20 protein-coding genes are annotated in these 20,002 nt (G+C 37.3%); 19 read left to right on the forward strand and 1 reads right to left on the reverse strand.

Going from position 1 to position 20,002, the window contains the following annotated elements; genetic code table 11:
* Positions 1-12: 12 nt before the first annotated feature.
* Positions 13-1,356, reverse strand: coding sequence for an Ig-like domain-containing protein (locus ACFSCX_RS05535; protein ID WP_377927157.1), 1,344 nt, complete (start codon positions 1,354-1,356; stop codon positions 13-15).
* Positions 1,357-1,529: 173 nt separating this feature from the next.
* Here ACFSCX_RS05535 and ACFSCX_RS05540 point away from each other — a divergent pair, with 173 nt between their 5' ends.
* From ACFSCX_RS05540 to ACFSCX_RS05630, 19 genes are all read left to right on the forward strand, one after another.
* Positions 1,530-3,167 (forward strand): GspE/PulE family protein, encoded by a 1,638-nt coding sequence (locus ACFSCX_RS05540; RefSeq protein ID WP_377927158.1) that lies wholly within the window; start codon positions 1,530-1,532, stop codon positions 3,165-3,167.
* A 12-nt stretch (positions 3,168-3,179) separates the two neighbouring features.
* Positions 3,180-4,220, forward strand: a complete 1,041-nt coding sequence (locus tag ACFSCX_RS05545) for a type IV pilus twitching motility protein PilT (protein WP_377927159.1) — start codon at positions 3,180-3,182, stop codon at positions 4,218-4,220.
* On the forward strand, positions 4,221-5,429 hold the full coding sequence (locus ACFSCX_RS05550; RefSeq protein WP_377927160.1) for a type II secretion system F family protein: 1,209 nt from the start codon (positions 4,221-4,223) through the stop codon (positions 5,427-5,429). It abuts the gene before it with no gap.
* 175 nt (positions 5,430-5,604) lie between these two features.
* Positions 5,605-6,075 carry a type II secretion system protein gene (locus tag ACFSCX_RS05555; RefSeq protein ID WP_377927161.1) on the forward strand — a complete coding sequence of 157 codons (471 nt, stop codon included), beginning with the start codon at positions 5,605-5,607 and terminating at the stop codon, positions 6,073-6,075.
* Between the two features lie 55 nt (positions 6,076-6,130).
* A complete protein-coding gene (locus ACFSCX_RS05560; protein WP_377927162.1) occupies positions 6,131-6,892 on the forward strand; it encodes a prepilin peptidase in 762 nt (253 codons plus the stop codon).
* Positions 6,893-6,914: 22 nt separating this feature from the next.
* Positions 6,915-7,886 carry a type IV pilus biogenesis protein PilM gene (pilM, locus tag ACFSCX_RS05565; protein ID WP_377927163.1) on the forward strand — a complete coding sequence of 324 codons (972 nt, stop codon included), beginning with the start codon at positions 6,915-6,917 and terminating at the stop codon, positions 7,884-7,886.
* 10 nt (positions 7,887-7,896) lie between these two features.
* Positions 7,897-8,496 (forward strand): PilN domain-containing protein, encoded by a 600-nt coding sequence (locus tag ACFSCX_RS05570; protein WP_377927164.1) that lies wholly within the window; start codon positions 7,897-7,899, stop codon positions 8,494-8,496.
* Positions 8,496-9,593 (forward strand): LysM peptidoglycan-binding domain-containing protein, encoded by a 1,098-nt coding sequence (locus tag ACFSCX_RS05575; RefSeq protein WP_377927165.1) that lies wholly within the window; start codon positions 8,496-8,498, stop codon positions 9,591-9,593. The genes ACFSCX_RS05570 and ACFSCX_RS05575 overlap by 1 nt, the downstream gene beginning before the upstream one ends.
* Positions 9,594-9,706: 113 nt before the next feature.
* Positions 9,707-10,768, forward strand: coding sequence for a hypothetical protein (locus ACFSCX_RS05580; protein WP_377927166.1), 1,062 nt, complete (start codon positions 9,707-9,709; stop codon positions 10,766-10,768).
* A gap of 326 nt (positions 10,769-11,094) precedes the next feature.
* Positions 11,095-11,661, forward strand: a complete 567-nt coding sequence (locus ACFSCX_RS05585; protein WP_377927167.1) for a Maf family protein — start codon at positions 11,095-11,097, stop codon at positions 11,659-11,661.
* Between the two features lie 36 nt (positions 11,662-11,697).
* Positions 11,698-12,369, forward strand: a complete 672-nt coding sequence (gene radC, locus ACFSCX_RS05590; RefSeq protein WP_377927219.1) for a RadC family protein — start codon at positions 11,698-11,700, stop codon at positions 12,367-12,369.
* A 181-nt stretch (positions 12,370-12,550) separates the two neighbouring features.
* Entirely contained in the window at positions 12,551-13,570 is a 1,020-nt protein-coding gene (locus ACFSCX_RS05595; RefSeq protein WP_377927168.1) for a rod shape-determining protein, read from the forward strand.
* Between the two features lie 89 nt (positions 13,571-13,659).
* Positions 13,660-14,538: a rod shape-determining protein MreC gene (gene mreC, locus ACFSCX_RS05600; RefSeq protein ID WP_377927169.1), complete on the forward strand. Its 879-nt coding sequence runs from the start codon at positions 13,660-13,662 to the stop codon at positions 14,536-14,538.
* Positions 14,539-14,541: 3 nt separating this feature from the next.
* Positions 14,542-15,060, forward strand: coding sequence for a rod shape-determining protein MreD (mreD, locus tag ACFSCX_RS05605; protein ID WP_377927170.1), 519 nt, complete (start codon positions 14,542-14,544; stop codon positions 15,058-15,060).
* 143 nt (positions 15,061-15,203) lie between these two features.
* On the forward strand, positions 15,204-15,884 hold the full coding sequence (minC, locus tag ACFSCX_RS05610) for a septum site-determining protein MinC (protein WP_377927171.1): 681 nt from the start codon (positions 15,204-15,206) through the stop codon (positions 15,882-15,884).
* Position 15,885: 1 nt separating this feature from the next.
* Positions 15,886-16,680 (forward strand): septum site-determining protein MinD, encoded by a 795-nt coding sequence (gene minD / locus ACFSCX_RS05615; RefSeq protein WP_377927172.1) that lies wholly within the window; start codon positions 15,886-15,888, stop codon positions 16,678-16,680.
* Positions 16,681-16,794: 114 nt separating this feature from the next.
* Positions 16,795-17,595 carry a peptidoglycan DD-metalloendopeptidase family protein gene (locus ACFSCX_RS05620; RefSeq protein WP_377927173.1) on the forward strand — a complete coding sequence of 267 codons (801 nt, stop codon included), beginning with the start codon at positions 16,795-16,797 and terminating at the stop codon, positions 17,593-17,595.
* Positions 17,588-18,454, forward strand: coding sequence for a M50 family metallopeptidase (locus tag ACFSCX_RS05625; protein ID WP_377927174.1), 867 nt, complete (start codon positions 17,588-17,590; stop codon positions 18,452-18,454). Before ACFSCX_RS05620 ends, ACFSCX_RS05625 begins: the two co-directional genes overlap by 8 nt.
* Positions 18,455-18,519: 65 nt before the next feature.
* Entirely contained in the window at positions 18,520-19,998 is a 1,479-nt protein-coding gene (locus ACFSCX_RS05630; RefSeq protein WP_377927175.1) for an Rne/Rng family ribonuclease, read from the forward strand.
* Positions 19,999-20,002: the final 4 nt, after the last annotated feature.

Here is a 20,002-nt window from a genome sequence, read left to right on the forward strand (position 1 = left end):
TACTCAGCTTTATTAATTACAGCTCGTAAAAGGGCCTCTACTCCCGTTTAATAAACTACTTGATGATAACAGAGTACCACATCGTTTTGCATTTGAAGGGATAGTTGATGCATTTTTGTTAACAAACATATTGTCAACATAAATGATTCCCACGTTAGGTTCAAGTGTAAATGTTATCAAGCCACTATTCTTTTTCTGACTGTAGCTTTCCGAGTAATCAGCATAAATATTTTTAGACGCTGTAACGGATACATTACTCTCAGCGATAAGAGTTGTGTTTTCCATATAAACATTACCATCTTTCGCTGTAATCGTTACATCACTAAAGATACTATTACTACTATCTTCCAGTCTCGTTCCTGAAATAAGAATATCCCCACCATTAGCTGTTAAGATTAACCCTTGATTTTGAGAACCGTTACCTGAGGAAGTAAGTGATACTCCTTCTTCAATTGTGATACCATTTTCAGCAGTAAACTCAATATATTCTCCATTTGGAGCAGTATAGGTTCCAACTTCACTCTTTACGATAATTTTATCAGCTGTCGTAATAGTAGGCTGAATTAATACTACTGTTTGAGTACCATCAGGCTCTTCGATTAAGACATATCCATCATCGATTGGTGCGGATGCAGCAAGTACGGTAGTTGATGTCGCATTACTTACAAGTTTTCCTGATGATTTTGCGGTTGCTGAGAACACGTCACCCTCATATAACGGTCTGTATAATGTTAACGAGAAATTTCCGTCGACAGTTGCTTGTACAGAGTATATATTTCCATCTCTTTTATCTGTAATAGTTACAGTAGAGCTAGGCTCTGCTGTTCCAGTAATATAGTTTGGAGAGGTTGTGGTTGCAGTTTGTAAACTAAGCACAGGTGTGTCTGTTTTTTCAGTAATGGGACTAGGTGTTACTGCCTTTGTCATCACTTTTTTATTAAAGAATCTTTCTCCGCTGTCCTTTTGGCGGTTTTGATTATGATCTCCAGTAATCGCTTCAACGACTACTACATAATCGTCACTCGAAGTCATATCTGAATAAGTCAGATAACGATTTGTGTATTCAGCAGCAAGGGAAGAAGGTACTGCGTACTGATAATAGTCGATGCTTTCTCCATTAGGCAAAGTAATGGGTAGGTACCCATAGTTTGTCTGAAACGTATCTGGGGATTGAATGTATGTTTGCATTCCTGATACTGCCAGATTATACGCTAATTTTTCATACTCATTTCGAGTATCATTCGCACTCATTGTAGTTGTATATGAAAAAATAATAGGCAATGTGATCGCTAATACAGCAAATATAAGTAGAACATATATAAGGGCAGACCCATCTTCGTTTTGAAGGGCTTTCATTAACTCCCTCCTCTCTTGTTACCTATATTATACTACATCTCACTTTTGGTGAGGAATGATTTGTCATATAACAGTGTATTTCACAATAGATCAGAATTTAATATAATAAGATTATGCTAGACTATAAAACGATCATAATTTAGTGTTGTGTGTAGGATAAAGGGAGTGGGAAAATGGTAGGAAAACGAAAGAGGTTGGGTAACCTACTAGTAGAGGCTGGTTTGATTACAGATAATCAATTGCAGGATGCTTTAAATACAAAAAAAGAAGGGCAAAAACTAGGAGACTCCCTACTAGAAAAAGGATTTATTTCCGAGCAACAACTGATAGAAGTACTTGAATTTCAGCTCGGGATTCCTCATATATCCTTGTACAAATACCCTATTGATACAAGCTTAATGAACATCGTACCAAAGGATGTCGCACGTCGTAATCTGCTTATCCCCATTAAGAAAGAAGGAAACCAGCTAACAGTTGCGATGAATGATCCCATGGATTATTATGCAGTGGATGATTTACGTTTATCAACTGGCTTTCAAATTTCTCAAGTGATTGCCACGAGAGATGAGATTCTCTCGGCCATTAATAAGTATTATAACAATGAGGAATTTCCAGAGGACTTTGATGTAAATGATGGAGATCAAGATGGTGAGAACGCACCTGCTATTCGTCTAGTAAATCAAATTCTAGCAAGTGGTATCCAGCAAAAAGCGAGTGATATTCACATTGATCCACAGGAAACGAATCTTCTTGTACGTTACCGCGTTGATGGACTTTTAAAAACAGAACGCACTCTGCCAAAATCTATCCAAAACGTATTAATAGCACGTATTAAAATCATGGCTAATTTAAATATTACCGAGACTAGACTACCTCAGGATGGACGAATAAAAGTAGAATTAGAATATGCTACTGTTGACCTACGTATTGCCATTCTACCAACAATCTTTGGGGAAAAAATAGTAATCCGTATATTAGACTTAAGTAACGCCTTAAATAAACTTTCACAATTAGGCTTTAACAAGATAAACTTGCAAAGATTTGTAAAGCTAATTGAACGACCATCTGGTATGGTACTGATTACGGGTCCAACAGGATCAGGGAAATCATCTACCCTATATTCAGCCCTTAACCACCTAAACACAGAGGAAGTAAATATTATTACCATTGAGGACCCGGTTGAATATCAAATTCAAGGAATCAATCAAGTCCAGGTAGGCCATACGATTGGTTTGACGTTTGCAAATGGGTTACGATCTATTTTACGTCAGGACCCAAACATTGTCATGGTCGGGGAAATAAGAGATGTTGAAACAGCTGAAATTGCTGTTCGTGCTTCGTTAACCGGTCATGTTGTTCTAAGCACGATGCATACAAATAGTGCGATTGGAACGATTCCGAGACTGGTCGATATGGGAATCGAGCCATTTCTTGTTGTTTCGTCTCTATCTGGCATTGTTGCACAGCGTCTAGTACGAAAAATTTGTCAGGAATGTAAAGAAGAACTGATGCCTTCAGAAATGGAACATGATGTATTTCAAAAACGGGGGCTAAAAGTCGACCACGTGTATAGAGGCAATGGTTGCAAGGCTTGTCATGAAACTGGGTATAAAGGTAGAATTGCCCTACATGAAGTGCTCGTCATTGACGATAAAATAAGAAATATGATGATGAACAATAATTCAATACATGCAATTAGAGATTATGCACTTAAAAATGGCATGATATTTCTGATAGATGATGGTCTCTTAAAAGTAAAACAAGGATTAACGACAGTTGAGGAAGTACTGAGAGTTGCGCTAAGTGAGTAGGAGGTGATAGCGTTGAAGGAGAGGTTAGATCATATATTGCAAGCAGCATTTGAACTAGAAGCGTCAGACATTCACTTAACTGTTGGAGTTGCTCCCATATTGAGAATAAATGGCGACTTAAAGCAGTATGGCAAAGAAGCGCTTAAACCTGAAGATACAGAGAACATGGCTAAGTCAATCGTACCAGAGGACCTTTGGGTGTCATTCCTTGATAAAGGAGAATTAGATTTCTCATACGGAATACCGGGGGTTTCTCGCTTTCGTGTCAACACATATAAACAACGTTCCTGCATTAGTTTAGCAATACGTGTTGTACCCACACAAATCCCGACGCTTGAAGATTTAAAATTGCCAGAAGTACTCACAGACATAGCGGCGAAACATCAAGGGCTCATATTAGTGACAGGACCAACTGGAAGTGGTAAATCAACAACACTTGCGGCGATGATTGATTTTATGAACCGAAATATGAGACGGCATATTATCACCTTAGAGGATCCGATTGAGTATATTCATAAGCACAGGCAATGTATTATCGACCAGCGTGAGGTTGGCTTTGATACAAAAAACTTTTCAAATGGGCTTAGGGCCTGCTTACGTCAGGATCCAGACGTGATACTAGTTGGAGAAATGCGCGATTTAGAAACGATTTCGACTGCTATAACAGCTGCAGAAACAGGGCATTTAGTATTGGGAACACTTCATACAACAAATGCGCCAGCTACAATTGATCGTATCATTGATGTGTTCCCTCCGAATCAACAGCCGCAGGTAAGAATCCAGCTTGCAGCGACGTTAGCAGCGGTCATTTCACAGCGTTTATTACCAACAGCTGATCGAAAAGGTAGAGTAAACGTAAATGAAATCTTAATCAATAACTCAGCGATAAAAAATTTAATTAGAAACGAAAAAATCCACCAAGTTCATAGTGTCATGCAAACAAGCCGCTCTCTAGGGATGCATACACTTGATATGTCAGTGAGAGACTTGCTTGAGCAAAAAATTATAACGAGAGAGACAGCTGCTCCTTATTTACAGGAGAGTGGAGCATAGATGCCATTATTTAAATATCAAGGAAGAGATAAACGTGGCCGTAAAGTAGCTGGGCGAGTTCAAAGTGACACAAAGCGTGAAGCTATTGCAACATTGCGTGAAGAAGGTGTTGCTGTATTAAAAATTGACGAGATAAAAGGCATACTTTACCAGGAAATCAAGCTCGTTCAGGACAAAGTAAAGCTCAAGGATTTTGTCATCTACGTACGACAATTTTCAACCTTATTGAAAGCGGGTATTTCAGTAGTTGATGCTACTCATATTCTTTCCCAGCAAACAAGTAGTAAGGTTTTAAAAAAATCACTATTTGATATTGAAGAAGGTTTAAGAGGTGGTAATGCTTTTACAGACGCTGCTGAAAAACACCGAAAGATCTTCCCACCCCTATTTCTTAATATGATGAAGGCAGGGGAGATTGGTGGAAATGTGGATGAAATTTTGGATAGACTTGCAGACTATTATGAGAAACAAAATAAGCTAAGACAAAAAGTGAAATCAGCTATGACCTATCCCATTGCAGTTGGAAGTATTGCGATCGTAATTGTTGTATTCATGCTTACATTCGTCGTCCCGACTTTCGTTGATATGTTTTCCTCATTCGGAGCAGATCTGCCTGCTATTACAAGATTTGTGCTAGGGTTGTCAGCATTTTTTACCAAGTTTTGGTGGCTGTTGATAATACTTCTATTTGGATCGTATTTAGGAATTGTTGTTGCCTTAAATAATAAAGCCTCTAGGTATTATATAGATTATTTTATTTTACGTGTCCCAATCTTTGGTCCTTTGTTTCAAAAATCAGCTTTAGCTAGAATGACGAGGACGTTAAGCTCATTATTTGCAAGCTCTGTTCCAATATTACAAGCAATTTCGATAGTAGAACGTATCATTGGGAATGAAGTGATTGCAAGAGTCATTAAGAAATCAAGAATTTCGTTAGAGCAGGGAAAACCTTTAGCAGAGCCAATGAAGGAACACTGGGTATTCCCACCACTCGTCAGTCAAATGGTTGCAGTCGGTGAAAAAACGGGTTCACTCGATGTCATGCTAGACAAGATAGCCGATTACTATGAGTCGGAAGTAGAAGCGACTACTGATCAAATTAAGTCACTCATTGAACCAATGATGATCATCTTCTTAGCAGTCATTGTTGGAGGAATTGTTGCTTCCATTGCTGTACCTATGTTCAGTATTTTCGAAAATATTGGGTAACAAGTAAGGGAAAAATTATAAAAATTTATGAAAGTTTAATAGAATTTGTAATAGAATAGTATTATAATACTAGTATATGTAAGACAAATTTCAACATTTTTTTTACTTTGTGAATACCGACATCTTAAGATCTACAAAAACATACGATAGATAGTGAAGGAGTGGAGAAATCATGATGAAGAAGATTAAAGATTTCATGAAGAAGTGGAAAGAACAAGCTGGTTTAACGCTTGTTGAGTTATTAGCAGTTATTGTTATTTTAGGTATTATTGCAGGTATTGCGGTTCCGAGTATTGGTGGGATTATTGAGAATAGTAAAAAGGATGCTCATATTTCAAATGCTATCATGCTGGCTAATGCTGCAAAATTAGCTAATATTGATCGTTCGACAGCAGGAAGTGATAGTATATATACTATCACGGAACTTAATACAGGTGGATATCTAGAAGGAACCCCTCCAAGTCCAGGGAATGCTGGCGAATATGATCCTGCTAATTCAAAAGTCGAAATAGCTGAAAGTTCTGGAGTAGTGACTTATACAATTACTTTACAAGACACGACAGCTACTCCACATATATATATAAATGGAGAACTTTTATCAGCTCTTCAAGCTGATGGTGCAAGAGCACTAGTAGTACTTGAATAATATTAATTGAAAAATATTCCACGCAGTGGAATATTTTTTTTGAAGGAGTAAATTTATGACTCTATTATATATATATTCATCTATTATTGGAATTATTTTGGGGTCTTTTTTCAATGTTGTGGGATTAAGAATCCCCAAAAACGAATCCATCATCACCCCTAGATCCCACTGCACGTCCTGTCAGCGAACTTTAACGACTCTTGAACTTATTCCAGTATTCTCTTACCTCTTTCTCAGAGGGAAATGTAAAACATGTGGAACGAAAGTCTCTCCTCTTTATCCTATTATGGAGCTCTTGACTGGAGTACTGTTCCTCTTATCTGCATTATGGTTTGGCTTTACACCAGAATTAATCGTTGCACTTTGTTTCATCTCATTATTGATCATCATTACAGTTTCTGACATTGCTTATATGCTCATCCCAAATAAAATCCTATTATTCTTTTTACCGGTACTTATCATGTTAAGAATATTTATACCGTTAGATCCATGGTGGGACCCATTAGCGGGAGCATTCACAGGCTTTGGTCTTTTACTGTTAATTGCGATTGTGACAAAAGGAAACGGTATGGGATTTGGAGATGTAAAGTTATTTTTTGTAATTGGGATTGTGCTAGGTGTTCAAAATGTACTACTTACCTTTTTCCTAGCTTCTCTACTAGGGGCTGTTATTGGGGGGATTGCCTTGCTTGCCAAGGTGATTAAGCGGAAGCAGCCGATTCCTTTCGGACCATTTATCGCGTTGGGAGCAATTATCTCTTATTATTTTGGCGATAATATTGTAGAATGGTATATAAATTGGATTGCTTTGATTTGATGAATTGTCGGTGGTGAATGAAGTGAGAAAAGGCCAACAAGTTAGTCTAGTAATAAAAGATCATGTAATTCGCTATGTGCAATTTAAAAACAGCCAAAAGGGACTCATTTATAAATCATATGGAGAACGTTATTTACCAGCCGGAATTATTGATGAAGGTAAAATTGTTGAACGTGACACATTTATGATGATTTTAGAAGAATGTGTAAACGACTGGAAAATAAAAGGGAAACCTCTTTTATTCACTGTTCCAGATAACTCGGTTGTGATACGTAAGGTACAAATAGATGAGGAAATTCCAGATGAAGAAGTAAAGGGTCATTTATATTTAGAGTTAGGCGAAACACTGCACCTACCTTTTGATGAACCATATTTTGATACTAGTATTGTAGGTAGACATGGAGGAAAAAAGGAAGTTATTTTAGTTGCAGCTCCTGAACAAATAGTCAATGAGTATCAAGATTTACTTGAAGAGGCTAAAGTAAAACCTGTCGTCGCAGATTTATCTTCACTTTCCCTTTACCGATTATATTATCATCTTGATCTTGCACACCCAGAAGATCATTTATTATCTCTTCAGCTCTCAATTAACTCAATGAATATTACGATTTTCTATCAGCATATTCCGATTTTCACAAGACATGTTCGCTTAAATATTGAAAATGGCACATGGGAATTGAAGCGAGACTTTGAAAAAGAAGAGGTTTTGTTTTGGAAAGGTGATAGACATGAAGTGGACATGCAGCTTACTGATACAGTAACTGAGCTTGAAAGGATTATGAACTTTTATAGGTTCTCTCTCTCTAAAGGAAAATCACAAATTACAAAGCTACTTATTACGGGTGATCATCCTGATTTACTTTGGTTTATTGCAAAATGTAAAGAGTCATTTGATACGCCCATACAAACCATGCAAGACCGTGAAATTTATTTGAAAAATGGAAACGGGATTCCATCAAGATTTAATGAAATCGTTGGGCTTTCATTAAAATAGAGGTGCAGCAATGTTAGTAGATATAAACCTATTACCCGAAAAACAGAAGAGGAATTTTGCATTATATGTTGTGCTTTTCTTTGTGTTGACTGCAAGCATCATCGGGGCAATCATTTTTTATCTACAATATCAGCACAATACACAACAAGTGAAAATTATTCAACAGCAAATTCAAGATACCAAAATGCTGCGTACGGTTCAGGAGAAAAAACTGACAGACTATGCTTCCTCATCAGCAGTTGCAGAGCTGGAAACAGCGATTAACTGGACACAGGAACTACCGATTCCAACTGTATTCTTAATGAGACATTTATCAGCCCTTTTACCGGAGCGAGGCTATATGTTGAATTTTAGTTATACGGATGACGGGAGTGTAAATCTAACCGTTCAGTTTGATACTAGCCGTGAAGCGGCTTATTACTTGAAGAGCTTAAAAGATTCGGAATTCATTGACACTGTTAATTTAACGAGTCTTGTCACAAGTGCAGCAGATGATGAACCAGAAGTGAAAGAGCTAGTTAGTGTATTATTACCACGTTATATAGGGGAATTTCAAATCCAGCTGAATAAAAGCGCATTACGGGATGCGGATAATAAGGAGGCAAAATGATGAGCTTCCGTCTTTCAAAACAAAATATTCTACTACTCATGACCATCATCATTATTGCTCTTGCAGGGTTTGTAAATGCCTATTTATTTATTATGAAACCTGTTCAAGCAAATGTTGAGACATTGCAAGGCCAGTTGCAGCAGGAAGAAGCAATGCTTTCAACGGTTGAAGCAAGTGTTAATAATCGTCAGGAAAAAGCATATCAAGGGACGACCGAGCTTCAAAAAAAGCTTCCGGTTGATCCGTTACTTGAACAATTTATTTTGGATTTAGAAAAAGCAGAAATCGTATCAGGTAGCTTTATTTCCACTATGAGTTTTGGTGAAAAGGTGGAAGACGATGGAGGTACTAGTTTAGTTGATGAATATTTAAAAGAAGCTGAAAAAGCAAAAGAAGAGAATGCGGATCTAACTGATATAGGAAGCAATGACGATAACGAGGATGGTGAAAAGACTTCACCTGAAACATCAACAGATTTACCTATGCCAGAAGGTGTACAAAAGTTATCTGTAAACTTAACCGTAGAATCTCCCACATATTTCGAACTAGAGGCGTTCATTGCAGCACTGGAAAATCTCCCAAGAATCACAAAAATTGACTCATTAACCTTTGCTGGTATTAAAGAAATCGTTACGACAGAAAATAAACCTGAAAAATTAACGTATACCTTAACCGTTTCAACGTTTTATTTTCCAAAGCTTGAAGAGTTAAAAAGTCAGCTTCCTCCGCTTGAAGTGCCGAGCCCAAGTCAAAAAGTGAATCCTTTAGTGCCTGTTGTTCCAAAAGATGAGACAGAGGGAAGTGGAGAAGATTCGCCAGTTGATGAAGGCAAGGGGACATCTGCTCAAAATGAGAATGAGTATACTGAAAAAACGAAAAGCGAAACAAATCAAGCAACTGAACCAACATCACAAATTGAAAACTACACACTTATTCGACACGTTGTTCAACCGGGCGAAACTCTTTTCCGAATTTCTCTAAAATACTACAAGGATCGAAGTGGTGAACAAATCATAAAAGAGTGGAACAATCTGACAGGGGATCAAGTAAATGCTGGTCAGGTCCTGAACATACCGATAAAAGACGATGACGAATAATGACGAAAAGCTTTAGTAACAAGACGACAAATGTCTTGTTATTTTTTTTTATCTATATGATACAGTTGTAAAAAGTATTCCATCGAATGGGATGGAATAACGGAGGTGTAAGAATGGACAAGCAACAAATTTCTATAAAGATTAACGGAAAAGAGCGGTCGTTTCAAGAAACGACATCGGATCATAAGAAAAAGGATGAAGAACCCATCTTGGCTCATGAAGAAATGGCGGCTGCAAAAAGTGAGGAAGAAGAATTTGATTGGATTTTACCTCAATATGATAAAAAAACGGACAAGCAGGACTATGAAGCTATTATTCAATTTGACAAAAGTCGTCCTAGACAAAAGTCCTTTATCGGATCGATCAGTGTTCCTCACAAGCCCAAAGGAAAAGTATCAGCTATTTTACCCAAAACATTTATACTGGCTGTTCTGGCTGCATTAATCATCGGAACTGGCTTCGGAATGATGGTCCTTCATATATTCACAGGTAAAAATGTAGAACAGGCTTATGTAACAGATCCAAAAGAAACATCTGTTGATCCAATAAATGTACCTGAAGAAACCCCTACAGGCGGAGAAGAAAAAGAAGTGCCTACTGCTACAGTTGGAGAGGTCATTACCTTCCCGTCTATGAGTGCATACGTAGTGCAAGGTGGGGTTTTTTCTTCCATGGAAGCAGCAGCACCGGTTGTCGATCAAATACAAACAGATAGACTATCTAGTACGATGGTTAGTCAGGACGGTAAGCACTTTTTGTTTATGGGGCTAGGTTTAAGCGAAGAATTTATAAGGTCCATTCGTACCCCCTATGATGAAAAGGGATATGAAACGTATGTGAAATTGTTTACATTAGAAGAAAAACAAATAGAAGCAAACCCAATTCTCATAGAAGTGAAACAGCTATATGATGAGCTCTTGCAATATTCTAGTAACCTTTATTCCTCCTCAAAACCGTCTACCTCATGGGAGGAAATTCAATCTTTATATGAAAAATTATACGTATATTCGGAAGTGACCTTAAACGGCCATAGCTTGGAGTTTAGTGAGTCAGTAAAGAACGCTTATATGAAGGTTGAAACCTATCAAACATCAAAAACAGCAGAATCCTTTTGGTCCTCTCAACAAGCGTTATTAGAAGGCTTTTCGTTCTATGAAAAATTAATTTCTGAATGAGTTTTGAGAAGGAACAATTCAAATGGAACGGACATAAATAAAAGAGAAGAGACGAACTGTATGACGTTTCTTCTCTATTTTCTATGGCTATAAATAGTTGAAAGCAAACTATTCCTCACAACTTACCGTATGATAAAACTATAGAAATTCAAGGAATACTTGATGTTTGCCTACTTTTTCTAAGCTATGTCATATTTTATTAACAGTTAGGAAATACTAAAATGTTGCTAGAAAACTAAATTTTAGCAAATTGTGGAACCTGGTAATGAATGGTAAGATATTGATGTATCTTCCTTTCAAAATTGATAAAAAAGTTAGGTGATGACATGCAACACCTCGTTTTAGCCTCTTCGTCTCCAAGACGAAAAGAACTACTTACAAACCTCGGAATTTCATTTGAAGTTTCATCAAGTTCAATAGAAGAAATAGTGGATCCGACACTTTCTCCAGAAAAGGTTGTGATGACCTTAGCAGAGCAAAAAGCCTTGGATGTTGCTAGACGTTATCCACATGCTTATGTCGTTGGTGCAGATACCATTGTGACAAAAGACTCTATCCTATTAGGTAAACCTCGAGATGAACAAGATGCTTTTCGCATGTTACAATCATTGTCTGGACAGACACACTCTGTTTTAACAGGAGTTACGATTGTTTATAATGGTAAAGCAAATTCCTTTTATGTTGAAACAGAAGTAACTTTTTGGCCACTATCAGAAGTAGACATCTACAGCTACATTCAATCAGGTGAACCTTTAGATAAAGCGGGATCATACGGAATTCAAGGACTAGGTTCTTTATTTGTCCGAGAAATAAAAGGCGATTATTTCTCTGTTGTTGGTTTGCCTTTGTCAAGACTGGTAAGGGAGTTAAAACAGTTCGGTTTCCAATGTTAAGGAGGAATCGGCTTGACCAGAAGCAGTGTAACGTTAATGATTCGAGATTTTCCACAAGACGAACGGCCGCGTGAACGGTTAATCAACGATGGACCAGAGAGTTTAGCAAATCATGAGCTATTAGCCATTTTACTAAGAACAGGTTCCAAGGAGGAGTCAGTTCTCCAATTGTCCAATCGAATGCTGACACATTTCGAAGGCTTACGAATGCTGAAGGATGCAACGATTGAGGAATTGACAAGTATGAAAGGAATTGGTCAAACAAAGGCCGTGCAAATCATGGCAGCTCTAGAGTTAGGTAGAAGAATTGGACGCTTGCAGCATGAGGATCGATATGTCATAAGATCTCCCGAGGACGGAGCCAATTATGTGATGGATGAGATGAGATTTCTTTCTCAAGAACACTTTGTTTGTCTATATTTAAATACAAAAAATCAAGTTCTTCATAAACAAACCATCTTTATTGGAAGCTTAAATGCATCCATTGTTCATCCGAGAGAAGTGTTTAAAGAAGCATTTAGAAGATCGGCTGCCTCGATTATTTGTGTCCATAATCATCCTAGCGGAGATCCGAGTCCGAGCAGGGAAGATATTGAAGTAACAAAGCGCCTTACAGAATGTGGGAAAATCATTGGAATTGAGATTCTTGATCACCTTATTATCGGTGAAAATAACTATGTGAGCTTGAAGGAAAAAGGCTATGTGTAATACTATGCTTTTCTTGGCACATCCTTTATAATACTACTTATGAGTTTGGCTCAAACATAAATTTTCTACAAGTTTCGAATAAAATCAGTATGATAATGAAAGTGGAAACATATCTGTATTATATAGAAGAGCTTGTCAGTGCCATAACAACATCAAATCGGTTAGAAAGGAAGATACATACATGTTTGGTACTAAAGACCTTGGAATAGATTTAGGAACTGCTAACACGCTTGTGTACGTAAAAGGAAGGGGAGTTGTTGTAAGAGAGCCGTCTGTCGTTGCCTTGCAAACGGATTCAAAGCAAATCGTTGCAGTTGGTAACGATGCAAAAAATATGATCGGCAGAACTCCCGGAAATGTAGTTGCAACTCGTCCAATGAAGGATGGAGTAATTGCTGATTATGATACAACGACAACGATGATGAAGTATTATATTAGACAAGCCGTTAAGAATAAGGGCTTGTTCTCACGTAAACCATATGTAATGGTTTGTGTTCCTTCAGGGATTACCGATGTAGAAAAACGTGCTGTTCTTGACGCTACAAAGCAGGCCGGTGCTCGTGATGCCTATGCGATTGAAGAGCCATTTGCAGCTGCTATTGGAGCAAATCTTCCTGTTTGGGAGCCAACGGGGAGTATGGTTGTCGATATTGGTGGTGGAACTACAGAGGTTGCCATTATATCGCTCGGTGGAATTGTAACGAGTCAATCCATACGAATCGCTGGAGATGAAATGGACGATGCCATTATGTCGTATATTAAGAAAAACTATAATTTAATGATTGGTGAACGAACAGCTGAGCTTTTGAAGGTTGAGGTTGGTTCAGCTGGTATTCCTGATGGAATTGAGGATATGGATATTCGTGGACGTGACCTGCTGACAGGTTTACCTAAAACTATTTCTATCACAGCAAAAGAGATTGCAGATGCATTAAAGGATACGGTTGATGCTATCGTTGAAGCAGTAAAAAATACACTAGAAAAAACACCACCAGAGCTTGCAGCTGATATAATGGATCGTGGAATTGTATTAACAGGAGGAGGAGCACTCCTTCGCAATTTAGACAAAGTGATTAGTGAGGAAACAAAAATGCCAGTATTGGTTGCCGAGAATCCACTAGATTGTGTGGCAATCGGCACTGGAAAATCACTAGATAATATTCATCTTTTTAAAAACAAGACACGAGAAGCGTCTAGATGATATCATTGACCTAAGGAGTTCATTCTTCTTAGGTCTTTATTAGGGAATACAAATAATATAGATACAAGGATAAAAGAGGGTGTAAAATCATGCCACAATTTTTTCTAAATAAACGACTCATTCTATTACTAGTAAGCATCATTATTTTAGTGGCATTGATTGGATTTTCATTGAATGATCGAGATAACCTTACGTGGCCAGAACAATTTTTAAAGGATACGGTTGGAGCTGTAGAATCTGTGTTTCATAGACCAGCCCATAGTATTAAGGGATTTTTCAGTAATGTTGAGGGAATTCGAAATACATATAAAGAAAATGAATATTTGAAGGCAAAGCTTGAAGAATATGTTGAACTGTCCGTTAAGGTAAAAGTATTAGAAGATGAGAATGAAAAGCTTAGGGCGTTACTTGATAAACCAGATAGTATTCGTGACTATAATGCCATACAAGCCACAGTCATAGCTAGAAATCCAGATAAGTGGGAATGGAACGAGATTCTTACTCTAAATAAAGGTAGTCAACATGGTGTAAAACAGGATATGGCGGTCATTACATCTGATGGTCTTATTGGAAAAGTCAAATACGTATCACAATTCACATCAACAGTTCAGTTATTAACTGCTTTAGACCGAACAAATCGTATTTCATCCATCATTCAAGGGAAAGAAAATATATTTGGTTTAATCGAAGGCTATGACGAAGAAAAAGCGGCGCTCCTTTTTAAAAGAATTCCTTACGATGCTGTACTAGAAGAAGGGGAAAAGGTTATTTCCTCTGGTTTAGGTGGAGTATTCCCGCATGGACTGTTAATTGGAGAAATCACAGAAGTTGTTCCGGATGAATACGGACTAACCAAGATGGCTTATGTAAAGCCCTCGGCCAACTTTTATGAAATTGATCATGTTATTATCGTTGATCGTGTCATGATGAGTGACGTAGATATTGCCGAAGAACAAGAGGAGGAATGAACCATGAGAAAGTGGATTTTTCCAATCCTTGCTCTCCTTTGCTTTGTTGGTGAAAGTATATTTGTGCAGGTTCTCCCATCTGAAATGTACGAGTTGGAACGGATTATCGTTCCTCGTTTTGTCATGGTAATGATCGTTATTATTACTATGTACTCAAATCTCCAGCTAGGAATGTCATACGGAATAGTACTAGGCTTACTATATGACTTGATGTATACTAATTTAATAGGGGTTTATATGTTTGCTTATCCTCTTTTAGCTTACTTTATTACCCTTACAATGAAAATATTACATATCAATATATTAACTGTAACAGTTTGTAGCTTGTTCTCTATAACTCTTTTAGAGTTTTTTGTTTATGGGGTACAGTTGCTAATAAAAGGAACAAATCTTGAGGTAGTTGATTTTCTCAATATTCGACTACTACCTACATTAGTGTTGAACTTAGCATTTGTTATTTTATTTTATATTCCGTTACGGAAACGATTTAATCTTTTACTCGTTGCACAAAAGGATGATTGAATGAATAAAAGCTTGGCGTATGCCAAGTTTTCTTTCCGTTATAAGTGGACAAGTATAGTAGTTTATAAAAGATTTTCATGTCATAAAAGAGGAAAATCTAGCAGACCTGTCGAATTTTTATAAGTATGAGGTGAGCGTAAGTGATGGGACAATTGCAACAATATGTAACAATCAAAGGGACGAAAGATGGCTTAACGTTACATCTCGATGACCGTTGTTCATTTCAAGAACTATTATCGGAAATTGAAGAAAAACTATCCGTTAATCATCATACACAGCCAGATAGCCCCCTCATAACTGTTCGTGTGAAAGTAGGGACTCGCTATATATCAGAAGAACAAGAAGAAGCTTTAAAAACGCTGATTCGAAAGAAGAAAAACCTTGTTGTAGGCTCTATTGATAGTGAAGTAATCACAAAAGAGCATGCAGAATTATTACGTAAACAAGCTGAAATAACCTCTGTCTGTAAAATGATTCGCTCTGGACAAGTACTACAAGTTGAGGGAGATTTACTCCTAATCGGTGATGTCAATCCAGGTGGAACTGTCATAGCAAGTGGAAATATATTTGTAATGGGTGCATTACGTGGTAGTGCACACGCAGGTGTACATGGGAATAATGAGGCTGTCATTGCTGCTTCTGTCATGAAACCTTCACAGTTGAAAATATCCAATGTCATTAATCGTGCACCAGACCGTTTAGTAGAGGATAGCAATGATATGGAATGTGCATACATAGATGAGGATCAACAAATCGTGATCGATCGATTACAAGTTTTATCAAATCTTCGACCGAAGCTTACGAGATTAGAAAGGGGAATGTAACGTGGGAGAGGCTATTGTTATTACATCTGGTAAAGGCGGCGTAGGAAAAACAACAACATCAGCAAATATCGGAACCGCGTTGGCACTTGCCGGGAAGCGTGTTTGTTTAGTGGATACAGATATTGGTCTTCGCAACTTAGATGTTGTCATGGGACTTGAAAACCGTATCATTTATGATCTTGTAGATGTAGTGGAAGGTCGATGTAAAACACACCAGGCCTTAATAAAGGATAAGCGTTTTGAGTGTTTATACTTATTACCAGCTGCACAAACAGTTGATAAATCGGCAGTTTCGCCCGAACAAATGAAGAAACTCATCACAGAGCTAAAACAGGATTACGACTACATTATTATTGATTGCCCTGCTGGGATTGAGCAAGGCTATAAAAATGCAGTTGCAGGTGCTGATAAAGCAATTGTTGTGACGACACCTGAAGTATCATCTGTCCGTGATGCAGATCGTATTATCGGACTTTTAGAAAAGGAAGAAGTAGAAGCGCCGAAGCTAATCATAAACCGAATTCGAAACCACATGGTGAAAAGTGGTGAAATGCTAGATGTTGATGAAATTGTTTCCATCCTAGCCATTGACCTTATTGGTATTGTAGCGGATGATGATAGCGTAATTAAGGCGTCTAATAGTGGGGAGCCTATTGCCTTGGATCCTACTAGTCGTGCGTCAATTGCCTATCGTAATATTGCTAGAAGAATTTTAGGTGAATCAGTACCCCTTCAATTACTTGATGAAGAAAAAGGTGTCTTCACAAAAGTAAAGAAGTTCTTTGGGATTAGATAGAAGCTGCAAATGCAGCTTCTTTTTTTCATTCATTTAGTTATCATTCCTTTTTTTGCATATCTACAGAGGACAAGTCATAAAATGTACAAACTCTAAAATTAAGGAATGATGGAAATGAGTCAACGTGCTGAAGAAATACGAAAGCGAATTGCGCGGCGAAAAAAGGAAAGACATCAATTATACTCACCTCATGGTCCCAAAAGCAGGAATGCTCGCCCTACATATTTAGCTAGTGATGAGGAAAGGCATGGTTATGGACCATTTGATACAGTGGATGATAGTGAGTCATCAGGAAGTCATCCCTTGTTTCATAAAGAATGGTTTATGTTTAAGATCTTGGCATCCGCTTGTCTAATTTTAGTTGTTGCGATTATCTTTAGAGATGGTTCAGATCGGTTTGAGCCAGTTCAAAAGTTTGTGTCCAAAACAATGGAATCTGAGTTTCAATTTGCTGCCGTCACAGCTTGGTACGAGGATCAATTCGGTAAACCATTAGCACTGTTTCCAACGAACAATGCAGTTAATAAACAGATTGAGGACAAAACTCCAGGCTATGCAGTGCCAGCAGTCGGCTGGAGAATCCTTGAGAATTTTGAAGCGAATGGTCAAGGTGTGATGATTGAAACAGAGAGTGAATCATTTGTAGAAGCGATGAGCGAAGGAACAGTTATTTATATAGGACAAAAGCCAGATATTGGAGGAATTACAGTTGTTGTTCAACATAGTGATGGAAGTTCAGAGTCATGGTACGGGAACTTAGATTCCATTCACGTTAATTTATACGATTTTATTGAAAAAGGCTCTAAAGTCGGCAAAGCTATCAGTAACGAGGATGGTGTGAATAGCACGTTTTATTTTGGGATCAAAGAAGGAGATAGCTTTATTGATCCGATACAGGTGATAAACTTTGACTAGAAACATTTTGACTTTAACTCAAAAAATTCAAATACATCCACTTTTCTGGTTTGTAATAGGAATTAGTATCATAACAGCCCACTTCACAGAACTTCTGATAGTTTTTATGACGGTACTGATTCATGAACTGGGCCATGCATGTATGGCTCAGTTTTTTCATTGGAGAATCAAAAAGATCCAACTACTACCATTTGGTGGAGTTGTTGAGCTAGATGAACATGGAAACCGACCGTTAAAAGAAGAACTATTAGTGATTCTTGCTGGGCCGTTTCAACATATTTGGATGATTGGTGTTGCCTTTTTATTTGTAAAATTACAAATTATCTCTGCGCCCATATTTGAATTATTTATCTATCATAATCTAATTATTCTTTGTTTTAATTTACTACCTGTTTGGCCATTAGATGGTGGGAAATTATTGTTTTTATTATATTCTCTTAGAATGCCATTCACTAAAGCACATCGCTCCATGATGATAACCTCAATTAGTGTTATTTTAGTGATCATCATGTTTACGTTTTTATTCGAACCTTACCATTTTAATTTATGGATTATCGTCTTATTTTTACTAGTGTCTCTCTATACAGAGTGGAAACAGCGGTCATTTGTATACGTCCGTTTTTTGATGGAAAGATATTATGGTAAATATTCCAAAATAGAGAAGCTTAAGCCCTTATTAGTTGAGGAAGGAGAGCAGGTTATAGATGTTCTTGGAAAGTTCTTTAGAGGGTATAAGCATTTGATTGTTATCACGGAAGGAAATAAACGGCGTGAACTAGATGAAAATGAATTGCTCTATGAATATTTTGCTAGAAAACGAACGACCAGTAGGGTAGGAGACCTCACTCAAGAATATTGACTTCTGTAAGACTAAAGCAGTAAAGTGTAACTAATGAAAAGTCTGATAAAAGTGGTGAACAGAAGTTGAAAAGAACGGTTATTATGAATCTTATGAGTAATGAGAAAAGAGTGGCCGTCTTAGAAAATTCTAAGGTGGCCGAATTTCATTTTGACGATCCTTATTCAGAAGATATGGTTGGAAATATTTATTTAGGTAGAGTAACGAGAGTAATGCCTGGAATGCAAGCTGCCTTTGTTGATATTGGACTAGAAAAAAACGGGTTTATTCATCGAGATCAGTTAATGTCCTTCCATTTAAGTGATATGGATATAAAGGAAAGAAAGAACCGAAGTATTTCTGAATTTGTCCATGAGGGAGAAGCTCTGATGGTGCAGGTTGAAAAAAATAGTGTGGGAACAAAAGGTCCGAAATTAACAAACCTTGTTGAAATATCAAGCAGTCTAGTCATTTATCTTCCTCATGGAAATTATCTCGCTGTTTCAAAGAAAATCGAAAGTGAAAAGCTACAATCTAGCTTAAAAGACGAGATAAAAAGCTTCATTTCAGAACCAGAAGGAATAATTGTCCGCACTGCATCGAAACAAGCCTCTCTTCAAGAAATAAAGGATGAAATCAACCTGCTGAGAAATGAATATGAAGAAATCGTAAAGGTAACCAAGCTAAAAAAGCCTCCAGTGCTATTAAAAAAAGAAAGGGTCATTGAGGACAAAATCATCCGTGAATTAGGTCAGGAGACGATAGAAAAGATCATTGTGGATGAAGCTAATGTATTTGGGCAGTTGAAAAAGCTTTACCCTAGTATTGAGATAGAATATCATAGGCAAAAAGAAAATATATTTGCTCATTTTAATTTAGAACATGAATTAGAGAAAATGATAAAAAAAATAGTATGGCTAAAAAATGGTTCCTATTTAATTATTGACCACACTGAGGCTTTGACTGTAATTGATGTCAATACTGGAAAATTCACCGGTAACGCGAATTTAAAAGATACTGTTTTACGGACAAATGAACAAGCAGCTATAGAAATTGCCCGTCAAATTCGCTTGAGAGATATAGGTGGGATTATTTTAGTGGACTTTATTGATATGAAGTCAGAATCGGATAGGGAGACAATAGTAAAGGCGTTGAAGCATGAGCTCATAAAAGATAGAACACGGACTGTTATCTACGGTTTCACTCAGCTAGGTATACTTGAGATGACACGGAAAAGATTGAGAGAAAATATAACAGAGCAACAAACAACTACTTGTCCAACCTGCAGGGGGACTAGTGTAGTTCTTTCAAGTAAGTCAATCGCATTCAAACTTGAAAGAGAATTGATGGAGTTAAAGGGACAAGATATGGAAGCGGTATGGGTTGAGGCTACTAAAGATGTCAGTGAAGTGTTAATGGATCCTACTGAAAAACTACTGGATCGAATACAGCAATCCATACATATCAAACTCTATTTTACCGAAATAATTCGTTCAAAACCTGAATATATCATTCGTCACATTGGAACCGATGAAGATGCCAGAGAGCGTATAAATAGAAGTTGACAGT

The organism is Bacillus salitolerans (assembly GCF_042680805.1).
GTDB lineage: Bacteria > Bacillota > Bacilli > Bacillales > SA4 > Bacillus_CJ > Bacillus_CJ salitolerans.

What these genes read in the sequence shown, in the direction of transcription:
- ACFSCX_RS05535 (WP_377927157.1), bottom strand. Translation starts at nt 1,356, where the DNA reads ATGAAAGCCCTTCAAAACGAAGATGGGTCTGCCCTTATATATGTTCTA.
- ACFSCX_RS05540 (WP_377927158.1), top strand. Translation starts at nt 1,530, where the DNA reads ATGGTAGGAAAACGAAAGAGGTTGGGTAACCTACTAGTAGAGGCTGGT.
- ACFSCX_RS05550 (WP_377927160.1), top strand. Translation starts at nt 4,221, where the DNA reads ATGCCATTATTTAAATATCAAGGAAGAGATAAACGTGGCCGTAAAGTA.
- ACFSCX_RS05555 (WP_377927161.1), top strand. Translation starts at nt 5,605, where the DNA reads ATGAAGAAGATTAAAGATTTCATGAAGAAGTGGAAAGAACAAGCTGGT.
- ACFSCX_RS05560 (WP_377927162.1), top strand. Translation starts at nt 6,131, where the DNA reads ATGACTCTATTATATATATATTCATCTATTATTGGAATTATTTTGGGG.
- ACFSCX_RS05570 (WP_377927164.1), top strand. Translation starts at nt 7,897, where the DNA reads ATGTTAGTAGATATAAACCTATTACCCGAAAAACAGAAGAGGAATTTT.
- ACFSCX_RS05575 (WP_377927165.1), top strand. Translation starts at nt 8,496, where the DNA reads ATGAGCTTCCGTCTTTCAAAACAAAATATTCTACTACTCATGACCATC.
- ACFSCX_RS05580 (WP_377927166.1), top strand. Translation starts at nt 9,707, where the DNA reads ATGGACAAGCAACAAATTTCTATAAAGATTAACGGAAAAGAGCGGTCG.
- ACFSCX_RS05585 (WP_377927167.1), top strand. Translation starts at nt 11,095, where the DNA reads ATGCAACACCTCGTTTTAGCCTCTTCGTCTCCAAGACGAAAAGAACTA.
- radC (WP_377927219.1), top strand. Translation starts at nt 11,698, where the DNA reads ATGATTCGAGATTTTCCACAAGACGAACGGCCGCGTGAACGGTTAATC.
- ACFSCX_RS05595 (WP_377927168.1), top strand. Translation starts at nt 12,551, where the DNA reads ATGTTTGGTACTAAAGACCTTGGAATAGATTTAGGAACTGCTAACACG.
- mreC (WP_377927169.1), top strand. Translation starts at nt 13,660, where the DNA reads ATGCCACAATTTTTTCTAAATAAACGACTCATTCTATTACTAGTAAGC.
- mreD (WP_377927170.1), top strand. Translation starts at nt 14,542, where the DNA reads ATGAGAAAGTGGATTTTTCCAATCCTTGCTCTCCTTTGCTTTGTTGGT.
- minC (WP_377927171.1), top strand. Translation starts at nt 15,204, where the DNA reads ATGGGACAATTGCAACAATATGTAACAATCAAAGGGACGAAAGATGGC.
- ACFSCX_RS05620 (WP_377927173.1), top strand. Translation starts at nt 16,795, where the DNA reads ATGAGTCAACGTGCTGAAGAAATACGAAAGCGAATTGCGCGGCGAAAA.